Source organism: Nocardia cyriacigeorgica (genome assembly GCF_005863245.1).
Lineage (GTDB): Bacteria > Actinomycetota > Actinomycetes > Mycobacteriales > Mycobacteriaceae > Nocardia > Nocardia cyriacigeorgica_C.
Window position 1 is genome coordinate 15,075 of sequence record NZ_VBUT01000011.1, and the last position, 20,735, is coordinate 35,809.

The window sequence follows — 20,735 nt, forward strand, 5'->3', positions numbered from 1 at the left end:
GGGCGCCGAATAGTACGTGTGAGTGCTGTGGTCCGGCGCCACCGGAAGCATCGCGTCCGCATGGCCGTAATCCTCACCCATCCCTGTGAGTCCCATCCATGGTGCGATCGCAGCGCCTCGGCAGCATACTCGCACGTGATATAGACCGGGCGGCAGAGGTATATGCGTTGTACCCCACTCGATGCCAGGCCATTCCTGTCCATTGACAAAGACTTTGGGGCCGGAAAAGCGAGTCAACAGGCTGGCGGGCATCGCCCACCACGGGTACTGCACATGCACAGTGACACCTGTAGGCCCCGGTTCCGGAACATAATGCGGCATAGGCCGATCGAGAAAATGCAGATACGGCTGCGAGAAATCCGGTGGAAGGAGTGCCTGGTTGTACGCAGGCATTTCCCCCGGCCGACCCGGCAATGGGAGCGGCGGAACGCGCTGCGGGGGCGGGGAAAACGGCATCGGCGGCGCAGGTATGCGGCGGCCGGGATCAAAATTGTTCACAGGTCCTCGAGTCCATGCCGCCGGCTTACGCCGGCGCTGCCTGCGGCTCAGCACCACCCGGCTCTTCGGTGCCGAGCAGCTCGGTGATGATCTTTCCGACGGCCACGCGGTACGGCAGCATATCGGTGCACGCCTTGGTCAGCTTCGCCATGAGCGCAGCGACTTTGACGCTTTCGGCGGTGATCCGGAAAAACGCCTGCGCCGCCACCAATGGCGCTGCGCTGCCGAGCGATAGTGCCAATTCGATGGTGTACCCGATCAACGCTCCGGCAAGGGCGGCAAGAACTTCGGACACCATGCTTCGAACCGCGTCGACAATCTTTGCCGTCTTTTCCACCATCGCCGCGAGCGCGGCCGCGACACCCGCTGCGCCACCGACCTGGTCGGAGAGCGTAGCCACGCGAGCTCGGTAGGCCTGGGCGGCAAGGCCATTCCACTCGGCGACCTCGGTATCCACTGCAGCCCGCCACGCCGCGCCGACCTCGGTCAATTCGGTGGAGATGTTCTTCCAGGTCTCCGCATAGGCCTCGACCATGTCCGCATTGCCCCACAAAGCATCCAGGCTCTTGCGTAGCGGCTCGACGTGCTCCAGCATCCAGCCGGCGATCTGCCCGCCGACGAATCCGAACGGATCCGGGCCGATACTGGCGAGCGCGGCCCCAGCCGCGATGCCGCTGAATACCCCATCGACGATCTCGCCCTTGCGGACATGCGAAACGACTTTCCAAGAATCCGCGGCGACCGTCCCCTCGAGCACGCCCCACGGCCCGTCCTTACCCTCGAATCCCACATTCGAGAACAGGAAATTGGTCTCGGCGAAGTACTCGTCGCGGTAACCGGTGCCGTCGGCGATGAGTGGGTTCTTCGGTGCCGCAGCATCGTCGAATCCTGGGGTGTGCTCATTGATCCAGGTGCCGTACGGGGTGCTCATCGTGAGGAGCCTCCCACGTCCTCGATCGGTCGACCCGCCTTGCCGATGGTCGTTCCGAGCGCCTTGTCGGCGCCCTCGAACGAGGCCGCATTCGATTCGAGTTTGCCCGGCACCGCGGACAGCTCAGTGGTGAGCTTGCGGATCGCGTCGACGGCGCCTTGATGATTGTCGTCGAGCAACATCTTGACCAGCGGGCGCGGATACATCCCGAACCCGTCGTCGGCGGCGGCGAGGTATTCCGCCGCCTGCAATGCCGATCGGGCGCGCTCGGCCAGCCCTTCCACACTGCGCGCATGGCGGCGCAGATCGTCGGGTTGAACGGCGAGGTTCGGCTGAGTCATCTCACACCAGCCAGTTCTTGCCGCGGTAGTACTGATCGTCCGGATCATCGGAGTCCGGTCCGATCAGGTCCTTCGGGTCGGTCGGTGCGGCGGGAGCTTCCGGCTCCGGTTCGGTGTCGTCGTCGGCGAAACGTTCCGCGTACTGCCCGATGATCCGGGCGCCTGCCTCGTCCTCGCCGACCACGTCCTGAACCGTCGCGGTGACTTCGCGGCGCAGGCGGGCCTGGGCGCGGTGCAGGCAGGTCATCAGCTCGGCCGACAGGGCGGCCGGTCCGACGCCGCGAATGCCGTCGGAGAAGCGGATATCGGTGGGCAGGCCGTTGCCGTCGACGGTCACGGTGACGCGCCCGCCGTCGGAGGTCTCGGTCACCGTCATGGCGGCCATCCGGCCGTGCAGGGCCTGATACTGCTGGGCCTTGCGCTCGAGGTTCTGCGCCCACTGGGTCAGGTCGTCGGCCGCCCGCGATGGGTCGTCGAACATCCGGATCCCCCCTCTGTTCCGTGTCGTTGCGATGCGAGACGCCGGGCAAAATATCACGCTCGACACCTCGGCCGCCGAGTCGCCGGGAAGCACAGTGGTCGCCGCGCCGACGCGGGACCGGCTGCCGATTGCGCCTGCCCACTAAAATGGATGGGTGAGGTCCGGCGGAAGCCGGCCGGGCCCAGTATGGTGGCGCGCTGAACGGCCGCGACTGCGTGCCCACGCGAGCGAGGAGGTGGGGCCGATGTCGAGCACCGAGGACAGACGGTTCGAGGTCCTGCGGGCGATCGTTGCCGACTACGTCTCGACCAAGGAGCCGATCGGCTCGAAAACCCTTGTCGAACGGCACAACCTGGGTGTTTCCAGCGCCACGGTGCGCAACGACATGGCCGTCCTGGAGGCCGAGGGCTACATCACCCAGCCGCACACCAGTTCCGGGCGGGTGCCCACCGACAAGGGCTACCGGCAGTTCGTGGACCGGATCGCCGATGTGAAGCCGCTGTCGGCCGCCGAGCGCCGCGCCATCCTGGAGTTCCTGGAATCCGGCGTCGACCTCGACGATGTGCTGCGCCGCGGGGTGCGCCTGCTCGCCCAGCTGACCCGTCAGGTCGCCGTCGTCCAGTACCCGACCGTGTCGGCGTCGACGGTGCGTCATATCGAGGTGGTCGCGCTCAACCCGGCTCGGCTGCTGCTGGTGGTGATCACCGACACCGGTCGCGTCGATCAGCGCATCGTGGAGCTCGGCGCACTCGTCGACGACGAGGATCTGGCCGCGTTGCGCGGCATGCTCGGCGGTGCGATGGACGGCAAGCGCCTCGCCAGCGCCTCCGCCGCGGTCGCGCAGCTGCCCGAGCAGGCGCCGCCGCGCTTGCGTGACGTGCTGGTGCGGGTGGCTACGGTACTGGTCGAAACGCTGGTCGAACACCCAGAGGAGCGGCTGGTGCTCGGCGGTACCGCCAACCTCACCCGCAATGCCTCCGACTTCGGTTTTCCCGGCTCGCTGCGCGCGGTGCTGGAGGCGCTCGAGGAGCAGGTGGTGGTGCTCAAACTGCTCGCGGCCGCACAGCAGCCGGGCACGGTCACCGTCCGCATCGGCGAGGAGACTCAGGTCGAGCAGATGCGCGGAACCTCGGTGGTATCCACCGGTTACGGGGCGTCCGGCGCGGTGCTCGGCGGCATGGGTGTGCTCGGCCCGACCCGGATGGACTACCCGGGCACCATCGCTTCGGTGGCCGCGGTGGCCAAGTACATCGGCGAGGTCCTGGCCGAACGCTGACGACCGAGCCCGGTCCTCGCCTCCGCTGATACGCTCGAATCTCCGGCCGGATAAAGTTGAGTGAACCCGACTAATGCTGTGCGGTTGGAGAAGCGGTACGGGCCAGGGACGAGCCCAGCAGCCTCCGGCGGTACGCAGTCGGAACTGTGGACAGCGATCAAGGACTAGAGAACTCAAGTGGCACGGGACTACTACGGACTGCTCGGCGTCGCGAAGAACGCGACCGACCAGGAGCTCAAACGCGCTTATCGCAAGCTGGCTCGCGAACTGCATCCCGACGTCAACCCCGACGAGGCGGCCCAGGCGCGCTTCAAAGAGGTCTCGGCGGCCTACGAGGTGCTGACCGATCCGGAGAAGCGGCGCATCGTCGACATGGGCGGCGATCCGCTCGAGTCCGGTGGTGGCGGCGCGGGCTTCACCGGAGCCGGCTTCGGCGGTCTCGGCGATGTGTTCGAGGCCTTCTTCGGCGGCATGAGTGGTACGGGCGGGGCCCGTAAGCCGCGCGGGCGGGTGCAGCCGGGCGCCGATTCGCTGGTGCGCACCCGGCTCAGCCTCGCCGAATGCGCGGTCGGGGTCACCAAGCACCTGACCGTCGACACGGCCATCCTCTGCGACAGCTGCCACGGTGCGGGCACCAACGGCAACTCCAAGCCGGTGCGCTGTGAGACCTGCGGCGGCGCCGGTGAGGTCCAGTCGGTGCAGCGTTCGTTCCTCGGCCAGGTGATGACCTCCCGGCCCTGCCCCACCTGCCGTGGTGCGGGCGAGACCATCCCCGATCCGTGCCACAAGTGCGGCGGCGACGGCCGGGTGCGTGCCCGCCGGGAGATCGCCGCGCCGATCCCGGCCGGTGTCGCGAACGGCATGCGGGTGCGGTTGGCGGCGCAGGGCGAGGTCGGCCCCGGCGGTGGTCATGCCGGCGATCTGTACGTCGAGGTCGTCGAGCAGCCGCACGATGTGTTCGTCCGCGACGGCGACGATCTGCACTGCACCGTGCGGGTCCCGATGGTCGACGCGGCGCTGGGCACCACTGTCGTCATCGACACCATCCTCGACGGACCCACCGAGCTCACCATCGCGCCCGGCACCCAGCCCGGTGAGGTGTCGGTGCTGCGTGGGCACGGCATGCCGCGATTGCGCTCGGGCGCGCGCGGTGATCTGCTCGCCCACCTCGACATCGTCATCCCGACCAAGCTGGACAGTAAGCAGACCGACCTGCTCCGCAAGTACAAGGGCATGCGCGACCGGGAGCGGGCCGAGGTGATGTCGGCGCAGTCCGAGCACAACAGCGGCCTTTTCGCCCGGCTGCGCGCTTCCTTCAGCGGTCGCTGAGTGGCCGCGACGGTCTTCTATCTCGACGAGATCCCCGCACCCGGGGGTGTCGCCGTGCTCGACGGACCCGAGGGCAGGCATGCCGCCACGGTGCGCCGCATCCGGGTGGGCGAGCAGATCACCCTGTCCGACGGACGCGGGCTGCTCGCCGAATCCGAAGTCGTTGCCGCACAGCGCGACCGCCTCGAGCTCGCGGTGCGGGCCACCGCTGTCGCGGCACCGGCGCAGCCGCCGGTCACCGTGGTGCAGGCACTGCCCAAATCCGACCGGTCCGAACTGGCGGTCGAGCTGATGACCGAGGCGGGCGCCGACGTCATCGTGCCCTGGCAGGCCGCGCGTTGCGTCGCCAACTGGGACGCCAAGGCCGACAAGGGCATCGGCAAGTGGCGGGCCGCGGCCAAATCGGCGGCCCGGCAATCCCGGCGGGCCTACATTCCCGAGGTCACCGGCCTGCACCGGACCGCCGACCTGCTGACGGCGGTGCGCGCGGCGAAGGCGGACGGCGCCGTGGTGGCGGCGCTGCACGAATCCGGGGAGTCCCGGTTCACCCAGCTGCCGCTGCGCGATGCGCCCGCGATCATGCTGATCGTCGGGCCGGAGGGCGGACTCGACGATGCGGAGCTGTCGGCGTTGACCGACGCCGGCGCCGAGGTGGTGCTGCTCGGGCCGACAGTGTTGCGAACCTCCACAGCCGCTGCTGTCGCGCTCGGCGCGTTGGGGGCGTTGACGCCGCGCTGGAGTTGATCCGCGCGCGGCGCCGGGGTTGAGCCGCGCATCTCGTCAGGTTGACCAGCGTGCCGCACCGGGGTTGACCGCGCGTCCCGTCAGGGTTGACCAGCGTGCCGCACCGGGGTTGACCGCGCGCCCCGTCAAGTTGAACAGTGCACCTGACCAGTCAGCGCGGCTACTCGGCCACGACGGGCGTGTTCTGCCCGGCAGTGAGCGTCCAGCGCCCGGCTTCCTTGGTCATCACGTACAGCGGGCTGCCCTCGCTGACGAGCTCGCCGTCATGGGTGAGGTAGCGCTGCCGGATTTTGACCGCGGCCACATCGGGACGCAGGAACGCGATGTGCTCCACCTCGTAGGTCGCCGTGCCGTTCGCGGTGGCGCCGGGCAGCACCTTCGCGGTGAACTCGGCAATGGCCGGGCGGCCGAATAGCCGCTTGCCGTGCCCGGTGGTCCATACGGCGTCTTCACGGAAGAGGCCGGTGAATTCGTCGACGAGCTCATTGGCCTGTGCGTGGGCGACGGTATCGACGACCGCGCGGATCGCCGCGATCTCGGTCGCACGCTCGGTGGGCTCATAGCTGGTCTGGGTCGACTCGATGCTCATGCCGATCAGCCTGCGACCTCGAGTTAGCTCGAGGTCAATGCCATGTGCGCTGTATCACAGCGCAGATCGGACACTTCGCCCATCCGCCCCCGAGTCGAACTATGAGAGCGGTCACAATTGCCCGCCGAATCCAGGGAATTTCCCCCTTGCGAGCGGAAAATACTGGCAGGACGGTCGGAACGTAGGTTCTGACATGGCACAATGAAGCCCATGCGCGAAAACGGAGTACGACTGGTGGCACGTCGCCACGTCGACTTCAAGCGCGTCTGCAGCGCCTGTTGTCTGCCCGGTTCTTCCCGGTAGCTCAGCTGCGCCCGTTCCCGGACCCCCGGCCATCCCCATTCTCCGGCCATTCCATAACGAGGACTTCGGCCCGCTGACACCGCGGTCGTGAGCACAGCCCAGCTCACGCCTTCAGCACGGACGTACAACACCCAGCAGGAGCAGCCCCCATGACGTCGAGCACCGACGCCGGCCCCGCCGATCAGCCCGAAACCGCCGCGCCCGCTCGTGAGCGCCGGGTCCGCCCGGACCGCCCGCGGGCCGAAGCGTCGGCCGCCCCGCGCGCCCGCACCGGTAAGCCGGTGAAGCGCCGCGCCGAAGGTCAGTGGGCGCTCGGCTATCGCGAGCCGCTGAACCCCAACGAACAGTCCAAGAAGGACGACAACCCGCTCAATGTGCGTGCGCGCATCGAGAACATCTACTCCAAGACCGGCTTCGACGGCATCGACAAGGGCGATCTGCGCGGCCGGTTCCGCTGGTGGGGCCTCTACACCCAGCGTGAGCAGGGCTACGACGGCACCTACACCGGCGACGAGAACATCGACCTGCTCGAAGCCAAGTACTTCATGATGCGGGTGCGCTGCGACGGCGGCGCGCTCAATGTCGCGCAGCTGCGCACCATCGGCGAGATCTCCACCGAGTTCGCCCGTGACACCGCCGACCTGTCCGACCGCGAGAACGTCCAGTACCACTGGATCGAGGTGGAGAACGTCCCGGAGATCTGGCGGCGGCTCGAGCAGGTCGGTCTCCACACCACCGAGGCCTGCGGCGACTGCCCGCGCGTGATCCTCGGCTCCCCGCTGGCGGGTGAATCCTTCGACGAGATCATCGACCCGACGCCGGCGATCGAGGAGATCGTGCGCCGCTACATCGGGAAGAAGGAGTACTCCAACCTCCCGCGCAAGTTCAAGACCGCCATCTCCGGTCAGCAGGACGTGGTGCACGAGATCAACGACGTCGCCTTCATCGGCGTCGAGCATCCCGAGCACGGACCCGGCCTGGATCTGTGGGTCGGCGGCGGTCTGTCGACCAACCCGATGCTGGCCCAGCGCGTCGGCGCGTGGGTGCCGCTGGACGAGGTGCCCGAGGTGTGGGAGGCGGTCGTCGCGGTGTTCCGCGACTACGGCTACCGCCGCCTGCGCACCAAGGCCAGGCTGAAGTTCCTGATCAAGGACTGGGGCATCGAGAAGTTCCGCCAGGTGCTCGAGGACGAGTACTTGAAGCGCAAGCTGATCGACGGCCCCGCGCCCGAGCAGCCGGCCAAGCCGATCGACCATGTGGGCGTGCAGAAGCTGCGCAACGGCCTCAATGCCGTCGGCTTCTCCCCCATCGCGGGCCGCGTCTCGGGCACGATCCTCACCAAGGTCGCCGAGGCCGTCGAGCGCATCGGCTCCGGCCGGGTCCGGTTCACCCCGTACCAGAAGCTGATCGTGCTCGACGTCGCCGACGACAAGGTCGAGGAACTGATCGCCGAGCTGGAACCGCTGGGCCTGCAGGCGCGTCCGTCGATCTGGCGCAAGAACCTGCTGGCGTGCAGCGGTATCGAGTTCTGCAAGCTGTCGTTCGTCGAGACCCGCAAGCGGTCCCAGGTGCTGGCACCGGAGCTGGAGCAGCGGATGGCCGACATCAACGCCGAACTCGACGTCCCCATCACGATCAACATCAACGGCTGCCCGAACTCCTGCGGCCGGTCCCAGATCGCCGATATCGGCTTCAAGGGCCAGCTGGTCGATGACGGCGAGGGGAATCAGGTCGAGGGCTATCAGGTTCATCTGGGTGGCAGCCTCGGTCTCGACAGCGGTTTCGGCCGCAAACTGCGCCAGCACAAGGTGACCAGCGCGGAGCTCGGTGACTACATCGAGCGGGTGGTGCGCAATTTCGTCAAGAACCGCGACGCGGGCGAGCGTTTCGCACAGTGGGCAGTGCGCGCCGACGAGGCCGACCTGCGATGAGCACGCCTGATCAGGTGACGGGAGATCAACAGTGACAACACAACTCGCGAACAAGCTGTCCGAGGACGAGCTGCGCGCCATCGCCGAACGCGGTGCCGCCGAACTCGGCCCGGACGCCTCGGCGATCGACCTGCTGCGCTGGACCGAGGACACCTTCGGCACCGGCTACATCGTGGCCTCGAACATGCAGGACGGTGTGCTGGTCCATCTGGCCGCACAGGTGCGTTCCGGCGTGGACGTGCTGTTCCTCGACACCGGCTACCACTTCGCCGAGACCATCGGCACCCGTGACGCGGTGGAGGCGGTGTACGGGGTGAACGTGATCAACGTGCGCCCTGAGCATTCGGTCACCGAACAGGACCAGCTGCTCGGCAAGGACCTGTTCGCGCGCGATCCGGGTGAATGCTGCCGGTTGCGCAAGGTGGTGCCGCTGAAGAAGTCGCTGGCCGGCTACAACGCCTGGGTGACCGGCATCCGCCGGGTGGAGGCGCCGACCAGGGCCAACGCACCGCTCATCTCCTTCGACGAGGGATTCGGCCTGGTGAAGATCAACCCGATCGCGCCGTGGTCCGACGAGGAGATGCAGGACTACATCGAAAAGCACTCGATCCTCGTCAATCCTCTGGTGGAAGAGGGATATCCGTCCATCGGCTGCGCTCCGTGCACACGGAAGCCGGAGCCGGGATCCGATCCGCGAAGCGGCCGTTGGGCCGGCCTCGCCAAGACCGAATGCGGGTTGCACAGCTCATGACCGAAACAATCAGCGAACGTTCCCTCGGCCTCACCGATTTCGACACCCTCGCGGCACTGGAGTCGGAATCGATCCACATCTTCCGCGAGGTGGCGGGCGAATTCGAGCGTCCGGTCATTCTGTTCTCCGGCGGTAAGGACTCCACGGTCCTGCTGCATCTGGCGCTCAAGGCGTTCTGGCCCGCGCCGCTGCCGTTCGCGCTGCTGCACGTGGACACCGGGCACAACCTGCCCGAGGTGCTCGAGTTCCGCGACAAGGTGGTCGAGCGCTACGGCCTGCGCCTGCACGTGGCGAAGGTGGAGGACTACCTCGCCGACGGCAGGCTCACCGAGCGCCCCGACGGCATCCGCAACCCGTTGCAGACCGTCCCGCTGCTGGACGCGATCAGCGAGAACCGTTTCGATGCCGTGTTCGGCGGTGGCCGCCGCGACGAGGAGCGCTCGCGGGCCAAGGAGCGGATCTTCTCGCTGCGCAACGCCTTCGGCCAGTGGGACCCGAAGCGGCAGCGCCCGGAACTGTGGAACCTCTACAACGGCCGCCACGCCCCGGGCGAGCATGTGCGGGTGTTCCCGCTGAGCAACTGGACCGAGCTCGACATCTGGCGCTACATCGCCCGCGAGAACGTCGATCTGGCCAGCATCTACTACGCGCACGAGCGCCCGGTCTACCAGCGCGACGGCATGTGGATGACGCCCGGCGTGTGGGGCGGCCCGGCCGAGGGTGAGGTGCTCGAAACCCGTTCGGTGCGCTACCGCACCGTCGGCGACGGCTCCACCACCGGCGCGATCCTGTCCGACGCCGCCGACAACGAGGCGATCCTCGCCGAGGTCGCCGCGTCACGACTCACCGAACGAGGCGCGACCCGAGGCGACGACCGCGTCTCCGAGGCCGCCATGGAAGACCGCAAGCGAGAGGGATATTTCTGACATGTCCGACCTATTGAGGCTGGCCACCGCCGGTTCTGTCGACGACGGTAAGTCCACCCTGGTCGGACGTCTGCTCTACGACACCAAGTCCGTGCTGGCCGACCAGATCGACGCCGTCACCCGCGCGTCGGTGGACAAGGGTCTGTCCACACCGGATCTCTCGCTGCTGGTCGACGGCCTGCGCGCCGAGCGCGAGCAGGGCATCACCATCGACGTCGCCTACCGCTACTTCGCGACGCCGAAGCGTTCGTTCGTGCTGGCCGATACCCCCGGCCACGTGCAGTACACCCGCAACACCGTCTCCGGCGCTTCGACCGCGCAGCTGGTGATCCTGCTGGTGGACGCGCGCAAGGGCGTCATCGAGCAGACCCGTCGTCATGCCGCGGTGCTGGCGCTGCTGGGTGTGCCGAAGCTGGTGCTCGCGGTGAACAAGATCGACCTGGTCGACGATGCCGCGACGGTGTTCGCCGAGATCTCCGCCGAGTTCAACAAGCTCACCAGCACGCTGGGCTGGTCGAGCGAGGACGTGCTGGAGATCCCCGTCTCGGCGCTGCACGGCGACAATATCGCCACTCGCTCCGACAACACCCCGTACTACGACGGGCCCTCGCTCATCGAGCACCTGGAATCGGTGCCGGTCGACGCCGACAGCTCGGGCACGCATTCGCTGGGCCTGCGGTTCCCGGTGCAGTACGTCATCCGCCCGCGCACCGCCGAATACCCCGATTACCGCGGCTACGCGGGCCAGATCGCGGCCGGTTCGGTCTCGCCAGGCGACGAAGTCGTGGTGCTGCCCTCCGGTATCCGCACCACCGTCGAACGCATCGACACCCCCGACGGTGAGCTGGCGGTGGCGCAGCCCGGTCGCAGCGTGACGCTGATCCTGGCCGACGAGGTCGACATCTCGCGCGGCGACCTGATCGCCTCTCCCGCCGACGCGCCGGAACCGATCGACACCTTCGACGCCACCGTGTGCTGGCTGGGTGACAAGCCGCTGCGCCCCGGTGCGCGGCTGCTGCTCAAGCACGGCACCAAGACCACCCAGGCCATCGTCGGTGAGCTGATCGAGCGCTTCGACGAGCAGCGGCTGTCCGCGGCGCCGAACCCGGAATCGCTGGAACTCAACGACATCGGCCGGATCTCGGTGCGGGTCGCCGAGCCGATCGCGGCCGACGACTACCGGGTCAACCGGCACACCGGCAGCTTCCTGCTGATCGACCCGGCGGGCGGCAATACCCTCGCCGCCGGCCTGGTGGGCGACGCGCTGACCGCCGTCGAGGTCGGAACCGGGGCCTGACGAATGACCGCGGCTGTCCACGCGAGGTCCGCGCACGGTGCGGGCGGCTTCGGCGCGCCCGCACTGATCGCGGTCGCGCACGGCAGCCGCGACCCGCGTTCGGCGGCCACCATGGCGGCGGTCACCGAGCAGCTCGCGGCCGCGCGCCCGGATCTGGATGTTCGACTGGCTTTTCTGGATTTGAATGCGCCGTCGGTGGATCAGGTGGTCGATGCCGTTGCGGCGCAGGGCCATACGCGTGCGATCGTCGTTCCGTTGCTGCTGGGCAGCGCTTTTCACGCGCGAGTGGATCTGCCTGGCTTGCTGGCGAGTGCTTCGGCCCGGCATCCGCGGATGGAGTTGATCCAGGCCGAGGTGCTCGGCGCCGATGCGCGACTGGTCTCGGTGTTGCGCGACCGGGTGCTCGCACACGATCCAGCCGGAGCGCGCCCCATGGACAGCTCGGACAGCCGTTCCGTCCTCGCTGATCCGATTGGCGCCCTTGACGATCCGCGACTCGGCATTGCCGTCGCCGCGGTCGGTTCCTCCTCCGAGGCCGCGAATGCCCGGACTGCCGACGTCGCTCGCCTGCTCGCCGAGGTGACCGGCTGGACAACTGAGATCTGCTTCGCCACCACCGGCCCGTCCGTCACCGAGGCCGCCGCCCGGCTGCGGGCGCGCGGCGCCGAACGGGTGCTGGTGGCGCCGTGGTTCCTTGCGCCCGGGCTGCTCACCGACCGGCTGATGCGGCAGGCTCCGGAACTCGCGCACACCCAGGTGCTCGGCCCGCATCCGGCGTTGACCGACGTCATCCTGGATCGCTACCGGGCCGCCCTCGAGGTACCCCTCTTGCGTTCTGCCTGATGCGATCTCAGGGGCGGCAGGAACGTTGCGCGGCTGCACCGCTCACGGGGTGGGATCGGGCGTGGTTTCGGCATACCGGCCGACCAACTGAGCCCCGATCCGAGCCAGCTCGGCCCGGACCTCCCCTGGTCCGACGACGTCGATCGCATCACCCCAGCCGGCCAGCTGCTGGGCCACCATCCAGGCCGTCGGCGCGGTGACCCGGACCTGGACGCGACCGTCGTCGATCGGACCGTCCACCACGCAGTGACGCCCCTGCTGATCGCGCAGAATCGGCAGTAGCCGCTCGCTGATGAGCACCGTTGCCGCGACGGTCGAACGCTGCCGCTCCACCTCGTCGACCACCTGGTCCCAGGCTTGCGTCAGGTCGAAATCCGCAGGCCGCTCGGCCGCCTCACCGGTCACCAGCATCTCCCCGATGCGGTCGACGCGATAGGTGCGCCTGCCACGCTCGGTGCCGGCGACGAGGTACCAGATGCCGTCCTTGTCGACCAGGCCCAGCGGATCGACCAGGCGCTCAGATTGCTCTCCGGTGCGGGTGCGGTAGTTCAAGCGAACCTTGTTGCGCTGCACGACAGCCCGTTGCAAAGTGCGGACCTCGGCAGGGAGTGCGCGTTCGGTGGCGCCCCAGCGCGCGGGGTCGATGACGACGGCATCGGCGGCCGCTTCGGCCTCGCCACGGAAAGTCTGCGGCAACGCACGCACGAGCTTGCGCAATGCCGCCTTCGCCTCGGGCTGCGCGCCCGCCGACGGACCCGCGAGCAGGAACAATGCCCGCGCTTCGCCCGCGGTCAGCCCACTCAGATCGGTGCGCGCACCCCCGATCAACTGCCAGCCGCCACCACGCCCCGGCTGCGGATACACCGGGATCCCCGCCGCCGACAGCGCTTCGAGATCGCGGCGGGCGGTGGCCACCGACACCTCGAGTTCGGTGGCGATCTCGGCGGCGGTGACCCGTCCCCGGCTCTGCATCAGCAGCAGGGTGGCCACCAGTCGATCGGCTCGCATGAATCTCATTCTGCCGATAAAAGTGCTCATTCGGTGCGCACTTTGACCGTGAGGATGAAGTCATCACATCGAACCGAAGGAGACACACGATGTTGCGAGGCATGGCGACGCTGAATTTCTACGCCGACGACCTGGAGGCCGCGAAGGACTGGTACACCGAGGTGTTCGGCCTCCCGCCCTACTTCCACGTGCCCGGCGGCTACTACGAGTTCCGCATCGGCGACTACCAGCAGGAATTCGGGCTCATCGCCGGGGCCTACGCACCCGAGGGCAGGCAGACCCCCGGTGGCGCGATCCTGCACTGGCACGTCGACGACCTCCAGGCCGCCTTCGACCGGCTGCTCGAACTCGGCGCCACCGTCTACGACCCGATCACCGAGCGCGGTGCGGGCACCGGGTTCGTCACGGCGTCGGTGGTCGATCCGTTCGGCAATGTGCTCGGCATCATGTCGAATCCGCACTACCTCGAGGTGCTCGCCGAGACCGGACCCGCGACCGTTCCCGCCTGACCTCGGGCGTGGTCCGGCTCGCGCCACCGTGCACGCGGGCCGGACTCTCGTCTCCCCGCAGGGTGAGTGGGATCGCGGAACCCGGCCTCGGCGACACAGCGGCGCCGACCGTGGCCCCTACCCCGGTCTAGGGCCGGAACCAGCGTTCGAGGATCTTCGCGACACCGTCGGCGGTGACGTCGGCGGTGACTTCATCGGCCAGGTCCCGGATTTCGGCGGGGCCGTTGGCCATGGCCACCGAATGAGCTGCCCAGCCGAGCATTTCCCGGTCGTTGTAGCCGTCACCGATGGCGAGGGTGGCCGACGCGGGGACACCGAGGGCGGTGCGCAGCCGTTCCAGCGCCCAGCCTTTGGACACGCCGAGCCGCGAAACCGTCAGCCAGGGCCCGTATTCGCCGTACACCCAGCCTGCGTCGGGCACCCGCAGGAAGGTGAGCAGGCGGCGCAGTTCCTCGGTGGAGCCTTCCGGCCACCAGCCGTTGAGGCGTGGGGTCGGTTCGCTGCACAGGGTGTGGTCGTCGACGACCAGGTATTCGCCGCCGACGTCGTATTCGCCCGGGCTGAATCCGGTGGCCCAGGTGCCGATTCCGACCCGCTCGACAGCGAGGATCATCTCGGGGAACAGGTCGCGCAGCGCCCGGACCGCGGGCCGAGGATCGAAGGCGTGCACGGCGAGCGGATCACCACCGGCGACGTCCATGTGCACGGCGCCGTTGGAACACAGGGCATGCCCGTCGGTGAGGCCGAGTTCGGCCAGCACCGGCCGGGTTTTGAGCACGGTGCGGCCCGTGGTGATGACGACGTGCGCGCCCGCATCGACGGCTGCCCGTACCGCGGCGACGACCCGTTCACTGATCGGCTCGCCGGTGGGCATGAGCGTACCGTCGACGTCCAGCGCGATCAGCTCAGGCGCTCCCCCATTGGCTTCCACTTACCTATTGTGCCGTCCGAGTGCATATTTGACATCGGAAATTACACGCCGGTACCGAAAATCGTGCTGCGGCAGCAGAATCGGCCGCCTACTCCGCCGGGCCTTCGGGCGGGTACCTGTCGTGTCCGAGGAGCAGAGCGACGATGTCGAGCGCGGTCTCGATCTGCGGCACGTCCCCTCCCAGCAGCGGTGCGTAGAGGTGCACGTCGCAGATGCGGACGATGGCATCGGCCAGCACGCGGCTCGACATGCGCAAGTGCAGATGCCCCAGCTGCTGCTGCTCGTCGAGCATCTCCGCGATCAACCGCGCCGAGGTGGATTCGATGACGCCGGGCAGCAGGGCCAGCCGGATGAACACCTGCGGTTCACGGCGGGTCAACGCGAGCAGCGGTTCCGAACCGGACACCGTGCGCATCAGCCGTCCGAGCACGTCGAGGATCAGCTCCGCTCCCGTCCCGGTGCCCGCGGCGATCTCCTTGCGGTAGGTGCGCTCGGTGGCTTCGGCCAGCACGGTGGCGATCAGTTCCTCGCGGTTGCCGACATGCCGGTACAACGTCGCCCGTCCGATCCCGAGCGTGCGGGCCAGCACCGTCATGTCCAGCGGTTCACCGGCCAGATACAGCTTGGTCGCGGCGTCGATCGCGCGACGCCCTTCGGAGGTAGCGATCACCTGTCCATCTCCTCATATCGGCGCACGGACCGCTAACCCCCACCCCGGCGTGGCCGCCGAGAAGGGGTTGACGGAACGCCACCAGTGAGACACACTCCATCAGTGTCTCACGAACGGTGGTGCGCATCACAGTCTCATCACCGTCGACCCGGCAAAAAGCGCAGAGGAATCCCGATGCCCACAGTTGAAACCGTCCGCGGCCCCGTCGACACCAACGCCCTTGGTCAGGTGTTGATGCACGAGCACGTCTTCGTCCTCGGCACCGAAATCCAGCAGAACTATCCGGACTACCCGAACCACTGGGATGAGGACGCGCGGGTCGCGGACGCCGTCGAGAAGTTGCGCCAGTGCAAGGCGCGCGGCATCGATACGATCGTCGACCCGACGGTGATCGGCCTCGGCCGCTACCTGCCGCGGATTCAGCGCATCAACGAGCAGGTCGACATCAATATCGTCGCGGCGACCGGCATCTACACCTACAACGAGGTGCCGTTCCAGTTCCACTACACCGGCCCCGGACTGCTCTTCGATGTGCCCGAGCCGATGGTCGAGCTGTTCGTCAAGGACATCCGCGAGGGCATTGCGGATACCGGCGTGAAGGCGGCGTTCCTCAAGTGCGCGATCGAGGAGCAGGGGCTGACGCCAGGGGTGGAGCGAGTCATGCGAGCGGTGGCCCGCGCCCATGTCGAAACCGGTGCGCCGATCACCGTACACACCAATCCGCACACCCGCTCGGGCCTGGTGGCGCAGAAGGTCCTCGCCGAGGAGGGCGCCGATCTCACCAAGGTCGTCATCGGGCACTCCGGCGACAGCACCGACCTGGACTACCTGTGCGAGATCGCCGACGCCGGCTCGTATCTCGGGATGGACCGCTTCGGACTCGATGTGCTGCTGCCGTTCGAGGAGCGGGTCGCCACGGTGGCCACGCTGGCCGAACGGGGCTACGCCGAGAAGATGGTGCTCGCCCACGACGCGGCCTGCTTCATCGACTGGTTCAGCGAGGAAGGCAAGGCGGCCGCCGTGCCGAACTGGAACTTCACCCACATCAGCGACGACGTGCTGCCCGCCCTGCGCGAGCGCGGTGTCACCGAGGAGCAGATCACCACCATGCTGGTCGACAATCCGCGCCGGTATTTCACCGCCTGACCCACCGACCAGTCACCGACGAAATCCGGCAGAGACATCATGACGACCGATGAGACCGTGATCGAGATCCCCCGCACCCACAACCCGTTCGACACCACCGGCACCGCACTCGACGCCGACGGCGTGCCGCACTACCTCGACCTCCCGGCGACGCTGCTCGACCTGCTGCGCAGCCGGGCCGAGACCAGCCCCGAGACCGAGGCCGTGGTCGAAGTGGGTGCGCGGCGATTGACCTACCGGCAGTTATGGGACCGGGCCACCCGCGTCGCCGGCGGATTGCAGGCAAGGGGGCTCACCCGCGGCGACCGGGTGGCCATCCGGTATCCCGCCGGCACGGACTGGGTACTGGCCTTCTGGGGTGTGGTGCTGGCCGGCGGGATCGCCGTCGCGGTGAACACCCGCTCGGCCGAGCCCGAAGTCGAGTTCGTCCTCTCGGATGCGGGTGCCCGGGTGGACCTGGCGCCCGGCACCCCGCTGCCCGATGGCGAACCGTACGTCGCCGAAGGGCTGCGCCACGACGACATCGCCGCGCTGTTCTACACCTCCGGCACCACCGGAAAGCCGAAGGGCGTGCCCACCACCCACGAGGCGTTCCTGACCAATGCCGAGAACATGGTCCGCTGCCTCGGGCTGCCCCGGGATATCGGCGCGGAGCTGCGGACGCTGATCTCGGTACCGTTGTTCCACGTCACCGGCTGCAATTCGCAGCTGTTGGTCGCCGCGTATCTCGGCGGCACCTCGGTGATCATGCCGGGACGGGATGTGCCCGGAATGATCGCCGCTGTACCCGCCGAACGCATTTCGTTCATCGTGACGGTGCCTGCCATGTACGCGCTCATGCTGCGGCATGCGGACTTCGCCGGCACCGATATGTCCGGGGTGCGGTGGGTCGGCTACGGTGGCGCGCCGATCGCACCCGCGCTGGTGCGGCAATTGCAGGCGGCGTTCCCGACCGCGATCGTCTTCAACGGCTACGGCATGACCGAAACCGCCTCGCTGATGACGGTGCTCCCCGATGACGATGCCGTCGACCACGCCGATTCCGTCGGCTACGCGGTGCCGTCGGTGCGGCTTGCGGTGGCACCGATCGACGGCGATCCAGCCGTCGGCGAGCTGCTGGCGCGCGGCGCGAATGTCACCGGCGGATACTGGAATCGACCGGAAGCCACCGAGTCGGCTCTGCTGCGGGGCTGGCTGCGCACCGGCGATGTCGTGCGGGTCGACGAGGCCGGACGCGTGCACATCGTCGACCGGATCAAGGACATCATCAACCGCGGCGGGGAGAACGTCTCCAGCGTCGAAGTCGAGGCGGCGCTGCTCGCGGCGCCGCAGGTCGCGGACGCGGCGGTCCTCGCCGTGCCCGATGACGTGATGGGCGAGAAGGTCGGTGCGGTGCTCTTCGCCGACGGCGCGGACATCGACGTCGACGCCGTCATCGCGCATTGCCGCGAGCAGCTGGCCGACTTCAAAGTTCCGCAGTACGTCACGGTGGTCGACGAGGCGCTGCCCCGTAATGCGGGCGGCAAGCTACTCAAGGCGCAGCTGCGCGAACAGATTCGGTGGGGCGCTCCGCTGCGGTGAAGCAGAGGGATCCGAGAAGGGTCCTGCTTCCCCGTTGTGGCGACTACCCGGCTGCCACAACCAGAACCCCTCGACGCTGGAGCCGGAGCCAGCGGCCGACGGTCCGCTACCGGAAATCGGTGCGGCACCGTCGGCGCCTGCTGCGGGCGATCAGGACTCAGCGGCCGCCCGAACCACCACCCGAGCCGCCGGAACCGCCCGACCCACCCGAACCGCCGGAGCCCCCCGAACCACCGGATCCACCGCGTGATCCGCCGGAGCTACCCTTCGAGCCGCCGCCGCGCGAACCGCCCGATGAGCTGCTGCCGTCCGAATCGCCGCCCGAACTGTTCCGCGAGCCCCCGCTGCGCGATCCACCCGACGAACCGCCACCGTCGGAATCGCTCGATCCACCGCGCGAACCTCCGCTGGTCGACCGCCCCGAGCCGCCGGAAGAGGCTCCGCCGGAAGAGCTTCCGCCGGACGAACTGCCACCCGGCGACGAACCGCCCGAGGCCGACCCGCCCGAGGCCGATCCAACCGAGGCCGATCCGCCCGAGACCGACCCGCCGGAGGTAGCGTCGCCGGAGGCGGATCCGCCTGAAGCAGAACCACCCGAGGCCGAGCCACCCGAAACAGTACCGCCCGAGGTCGTCCCACCCGAAGCAGAACCACCGGAAGCCGAACCGCCGGAACTAGATCCACCCGAATCCGATCCGCCCGAACCCGATCCGTCCGAGCCTGTTCCACCGGACGCCGAGCCCCCGGCTCCGGCTCCGGCTCCGCCAGACGCTCCACCGCCGGTCGCACCACCGGACGAATCACCGCCGGACACTCCACCACCCGGTGCACCAGAACCCGCGCCTGAGGACGCACCGTCACCCAGTCCCCCACCGCTCGGTGTACCACCCGACCCCTCGCTCCCGGCCCCGGTCGAACCACCGGGAATACCGGGCGACGGGTCACCGGCCGGCACGCCACCGGTCGATCCGCCTGGGGCAGTGCCGCCGGGCACCGTCGAATCGACCGGGCCGGACGGCACGCCGGGCACGGTGCCAGCGGGTGTCCCGGGTTCGGTCGTGCCGGGGCCGGCCGGCGCGCCTGGAGTCGAACCCGGTGCTCCGGGAACAGGACTCGACCCGTCGCCGACACCGGGCACGCCGGGCATCGAGGGGGTGCCGGCGCCCGGATCGCTCGGCGGACGCACCGTGCGATCCGGCGGGGAGAACGGCATCGGATTGCTGAACCGGGCGGGGTCGGCATACGTGCCCGCCAACTCATCGGTCCGGTGACGCCACTGCCTGGTATCGGAATGAGAGCCGATGTGGGTGTCGCCGCGGCTCTCGGCCCTGGTCGGGCCGTGTGGCCGGGAGTACGCCGACGGCGAGACCATGCCGGCGTAGCCGGTCAGCCGCGCGGGCACGTACGACACGGCCCGGGCGACACCGGACGCCGCGTAGCCGACCGCGTTGAGATGCCTACCGAGGCTGTGGTCGGTGAGCGCGCTGCCGTCGAGTTCGACGAGCAGTGCGTCGCGCGGGATATCCAGGCGCGGGAACCGGTCGAGCACCGGGGAGAGCTGGGTGTCGACGGTGCCGCTGCCGAACATGGTGGCCGCCGACATCGCGATCGCGGAGACGATCGCGGCACCGGAGAACACCGGCGGATGGAAGCTCGCCCCGGGCGCCGCGGGCGTGGCGGTACGCGCGGCGATATAGGCCGCCCCCGCCGCGACGGTCTGCCCTGGATCGGCCGACATGATCACGGGCCTGCCGAGTTCGGCCAGCGTGCGGGCAACTTCCGGCGGCCGCGCGGCGCCGCCGACCACCAGGATTCGGCCGATGTCGGACATGCTGATTCCGGCGGCGCTGACCGCGGCCCGCACCACTTCCAGTGAATCGCGGATCTGCTCGACGCGCAGGCCGTCGGTGTCGACGATGGACGTCATCGCGATCGTGCCCGCCGCCTTGGCTTTTCCGCCGGCGTAGCGGGCGATCATCGCGCCGAGTGGGCGGCCGCCGAAGTCGTAGCAGCGCACCGGTTTCCCGACCATCGGGTGATCTGGCCAGTCCGGGCCGACGCGGACGACGGTGATATCGAGGCTGTTGCCGCCGAGGTCGTAGACCAGCACGAATTCCGAAGGCAGCGGCCCGTGTTCGCGTTCGAGCCATTCGGCGGCGGCGACCGGTTCGGGCACCAGCTCCACATGGCCGATGCCGGACAACTCCAGCGCCTGCCGCAGCAGTGCGACCTGTTTGTTCGAATACGCCGCCGGGTACGTGGTGACCACGCCCGCCGAGGGCTCCGCGGAGGCGAGCAGGCTGTGCACCACGGCCGCGATCATGTTCGCCGGCGACCAGATCCGCCCGCCGATGGTCACCGAGTCGGGGTCGCGGGCCAGATCGGCGAAATCGGTGACGGCTCCCGCGAATTCGGGGATGGCGCCGAGCCGGACGCCGGTGCCGTCGAATGCGGCAGTGGTGCGCCTGGTGCGCACCGTCGGCCGCGGTTGCTCGGCGGTCGCCACCGCCGATACGGAGTTCACTGTGCCGATGCTGAAGCCCAGCCCTGTAGTCATTCGCTATCCCGTCAACGCACCGAGACCACGTCCCTCATGTGAAGAACCATGGGCCGCGGTCGTCTTCCAAACAGCTCCCACAGGTTAGCTGTT

20 protein-coding genes are annotated in these 20,735 nt (G+C 68.6%); 12 read left to right on the plus strand and 8 right to left on the minus strand.

Features of this window, described 5'->3' with window-relative positions; translation table 11 throughout:
* Nucleotides 1-523: 523 nt before the first annotated feature.
* The 3 genes from FEK34_RS24445 to FEK34_RS24455 are packed head-to-tail and all read right to left on the minus strand — an operon-like array spanning nt 524 to nt 2,251.
* A complete protein-coding gene (locus FEK34_RS24445; protein ID WP_138451441.1) occupies nt 524-1,429 on the minus strand; it encodes a hypothetical protein in 906 nt (301 codons plus the stop codon).
* Complete coding sequence (locus FEK34_RS24450) at nt 1,426-1,770, minus strand: type VII secretion target (RefSeq protein WP_171048371.1); 345 nt, start codon at nt 1,768-1,770, stop codon at nt 1,426-1,428. The genes FEK34_RS24445 and FEK34_RS24450 overlap by 4 nt, the downstream gene beginning before the upstream one ends.
* A 1-nt stretch (nt 1,771) precedes the next feature.
* Nucleotides 1,772-2,251 carry a YbaB/EbfC family nucleoid-associated protein gene (locus FEK34_RS24455; protein ID WP_138451445.1) on the minus strand — a complete coding sequence of 160 codons (480 nt, stop codon included), beginning with the start codon at nt 2,249-2,251 and terminating at the stop codon, nt 1,772-1,774.
* 244 nt (nt 2,252-2,495) lie between these two features.
* Here FEK34_RS24455 and hrcA point away from each other — a divergent pair, with 244 nt between their 5' ends.
* The 3 genes from hrcA to FEK34_RS24470 all read left to right on the plus strand — a co-directional run bounded on the left by hrcA (nt 2,496) and on the right by FEK34_RS24470 (nt 5,600).
* Nucleotides 2,496-3,527: a heat-inducible transcriptional repressor HrcA gene (gene hrcA / locus FEK34_RS24460; protein WP_138451447.1), complete on the plus strand. Its 1,032-nt coding sequence runs from the start codon at nt 2,496-2,498 to the stop codon at nt 3,525-3,527.
* Nucleotides 3,528-3,704: 177 nt separating this feature from the next.
* Nucleotides 3,705-4,856, plus strand: a complete 1,152-nt coding sequence (dnaJ, locus tag FEK34_RS24465; RefSeq protein ID WP_036534748.1) for a molecular chaperone DnaJ — start codon at nt 3,705-3,707, stop codon at nt 4,854-4,856.
* On the plus strand, nt 4,857-5,600 hold the full coding sequence (locus FEK34_RS24470; RefSeq protein WP_138451449.1) for a 16S rRNA (uracil(1498)-N(3))-methyltransferase: 744 nt from the start codon (nt 4,857-4,859) through the stop codon (nt 5,598-5,600).
* 160 nt (nt 5,601-5,760) lie between these two features.
* On the opposite strand, the gene FEK34_RS24475 is transcribed toward FEK34_RS24470, so the two are convergent.
* On the minus strand, nt 5,761-6,189 hold the full coding sequence (locus tag FEK34_RS24475) for an SgcJ/EcaC family oxidoreductase (RefSeq protein ID WP_138451451.1): 429 nt from the start codon (nt 6,187-6,189) through the stop codon (nt 5,761-5,763).
* Nucleotides 6,190-6,399: 210 nt separating this feature from the next.
* Between FEK34_RS24475 and FEK34_RS31410 the strand changes: the two genes are divergently transcribed.
* The 6 genes from FEK34_RS31410 (at nt 6,400) to FEK34_RS24500 (ending at nt 12,240) form a co-directional block, all read left to right on the plus strand.
* Nucleotides 6,400-6,492, plus strand: a complete 93-nt coding sequence (locus tag FEK34_RS31410) for an Ms4527A family Cys-rich leader peptide (protein ID WP_368857037.1) — start codon at nt 6,400-6,402, stop codon at nt 6,490-6,492.
* 149 nt (nt 6,493-6,641) lie between these two features.
* Entirely contained in the window at nt 6,642-8,423 is a 1,782-nt protein-coding gene (locus FEK34_RS24480) for a nitrite/sulfite reductase (RefSeq protein WP_138451452.1), read from the plus strand.
* Between the two features lie 31 nt (nt 8,424-8,454).
* Entirely contained in the window at nt 8,455-9,174 is a 720-nt protein-coding gene (locus tag FEK34_RS24485) for a phosphoadenylyl-sulfate reductase (protein ID WP_138451454.1), read from the plus strand.
* Nucleotides 9,153-10,100, plus strand: coding sequence for a sulfate adenylyltransferase subunit CysD (gene cysD / locus FEK34_RS24490; RefSeq protein ID WP_171048372.1), 948 nt, complete (start codon nt 9,153-9,155; stop codon nt 10,098-10,100). The genes FEK34_RS24485 and cysD overlap by 22 nt, the downstream gene beginning before the upstream one ends.
* 1 nt (nt 10,101) lies before the next feature.
* The gene (locus FEK34_RS24495) at nt 10,102-11,397 is read left to right on the plus strand and encodes a sulfate adenylyltransferase subunit 1 (protein WP_138451456.1); all 1,296 of its coding nucleotides are present in this window, start codon (nt 10,102-10,104) and stop codon (nt 11,395-11,397) included.
* 3 nt (nt 11,398-11,400) lie between these two features.
* Complete coding sequence (locus FEK34_RS24500; RefSeq protein WP_138451459.1) at nt 11,401-12,240, plus strand: sirohydrochlorin chelatase; 840 nt, start codon at nt 11,401-11,403, stop codon at nt 12,238-12,240.
* Between the two features lie 42 nt (nt 12,241-12,282).
* On the opposite strand, the gene FEK34_RS24505 is transcribed toward FEK34_RS24500, so the two are convergent.
* Nucleotides 12,283-13,248: a helix-turn-helix transcriptional regulator gene (locus FEK34_RS24505; protein ID WP_138451461.1), complete on the minus strand. Its 966-nt coding sequence runs from the start codon at nt 13,246-13,248 to the stop codon at nt 12,283-12,285.
* An 89-nt stretch (nt 13,249-13,337) separates the two neighbouring features.
* Between FEK34_RS24505 and FEK34_RS24510 the strand changes: the two genes are divergently transcribed.
* Nucleotides 13,338-13,757 (plus strand): VOC family protein, encoded by a 420-nt coding sequence (locus FEK34_RS24510; protein ID WP_138451463.1) that lies wholly within the window; start codon nt 13,338-13,340, stop codon nt 13,755-13,757.
* Between the two features lie 127 nt (nt 13,758-13,884).
* Here FEK34_RS24510 and FEK34_RS24515 read toward each other — a convergent pair whose 3' ends face one another.
* Nucleotides 13,885-14,688 (minus strand): HAD family hydrolase, encoded by an 804-nt coding sequence (locus FEK34_RS24515; protein WP_138451465.1) that lies wholly within the window; start codon nt 14,686-14,688, stop codon nt 13,885-13,887.
* Between the two features lie 88 nt (nt 14,689-14,776).
* On the minus strand, nt 14,777-15,358 hold the full coding sequence (locus FEK34_RS24520) for a QsdR family transcriptional regulator (RefSeq protein WP_138451467.1): 582 nt from the start codon (nt 15,356-15,358) through the stop codon (nt 14,777-14,779).
* Nucleotides 15,359-15,532: 174 nt separating this feature from the next.
* On the opposite strand from FEK34_RS24520, the gene FEK34_RS24525 reads away from it, so the two are divergent.
* Entirely contained in the window at nt 15,533-16,504 is a 972-nt protein-coding gene (locus FEK34_RS24525) for a phosphotriesterase family protein (protein WP_138451469.1), read from the plus strand.
* 57 nt (nt 16,505-16,561) lie between these two features.
* On the plus strand, nt 16,562-18,085 hold the full coding sequence (locus FEK34_RS24530; protein ID WP_138451820.1) for a class I adenylate-forming enzyme family protein: 1,524 nt from the start codon (nt 16,562-16,564) through the stop codon (nt 18,083-18,085).
* Nucleotides 18,086-18,242: 157 nt separating this feature from the next.
* Here the strand turns inward: FEK34_RS24530 and FEK34_RS24535 are convergent, their stop codons facing one another.
* Entirely contained in the window at nt 18,243-20,642 is a 2,400-nt protein-coding gene (locus tag FEK34_RS24535) for an Hsp70 family protein (protein WP_138451471.1), read from the minus strand.
* Nucleotides 20,643-20,735 lie beyond the last annotated feature (93 nt).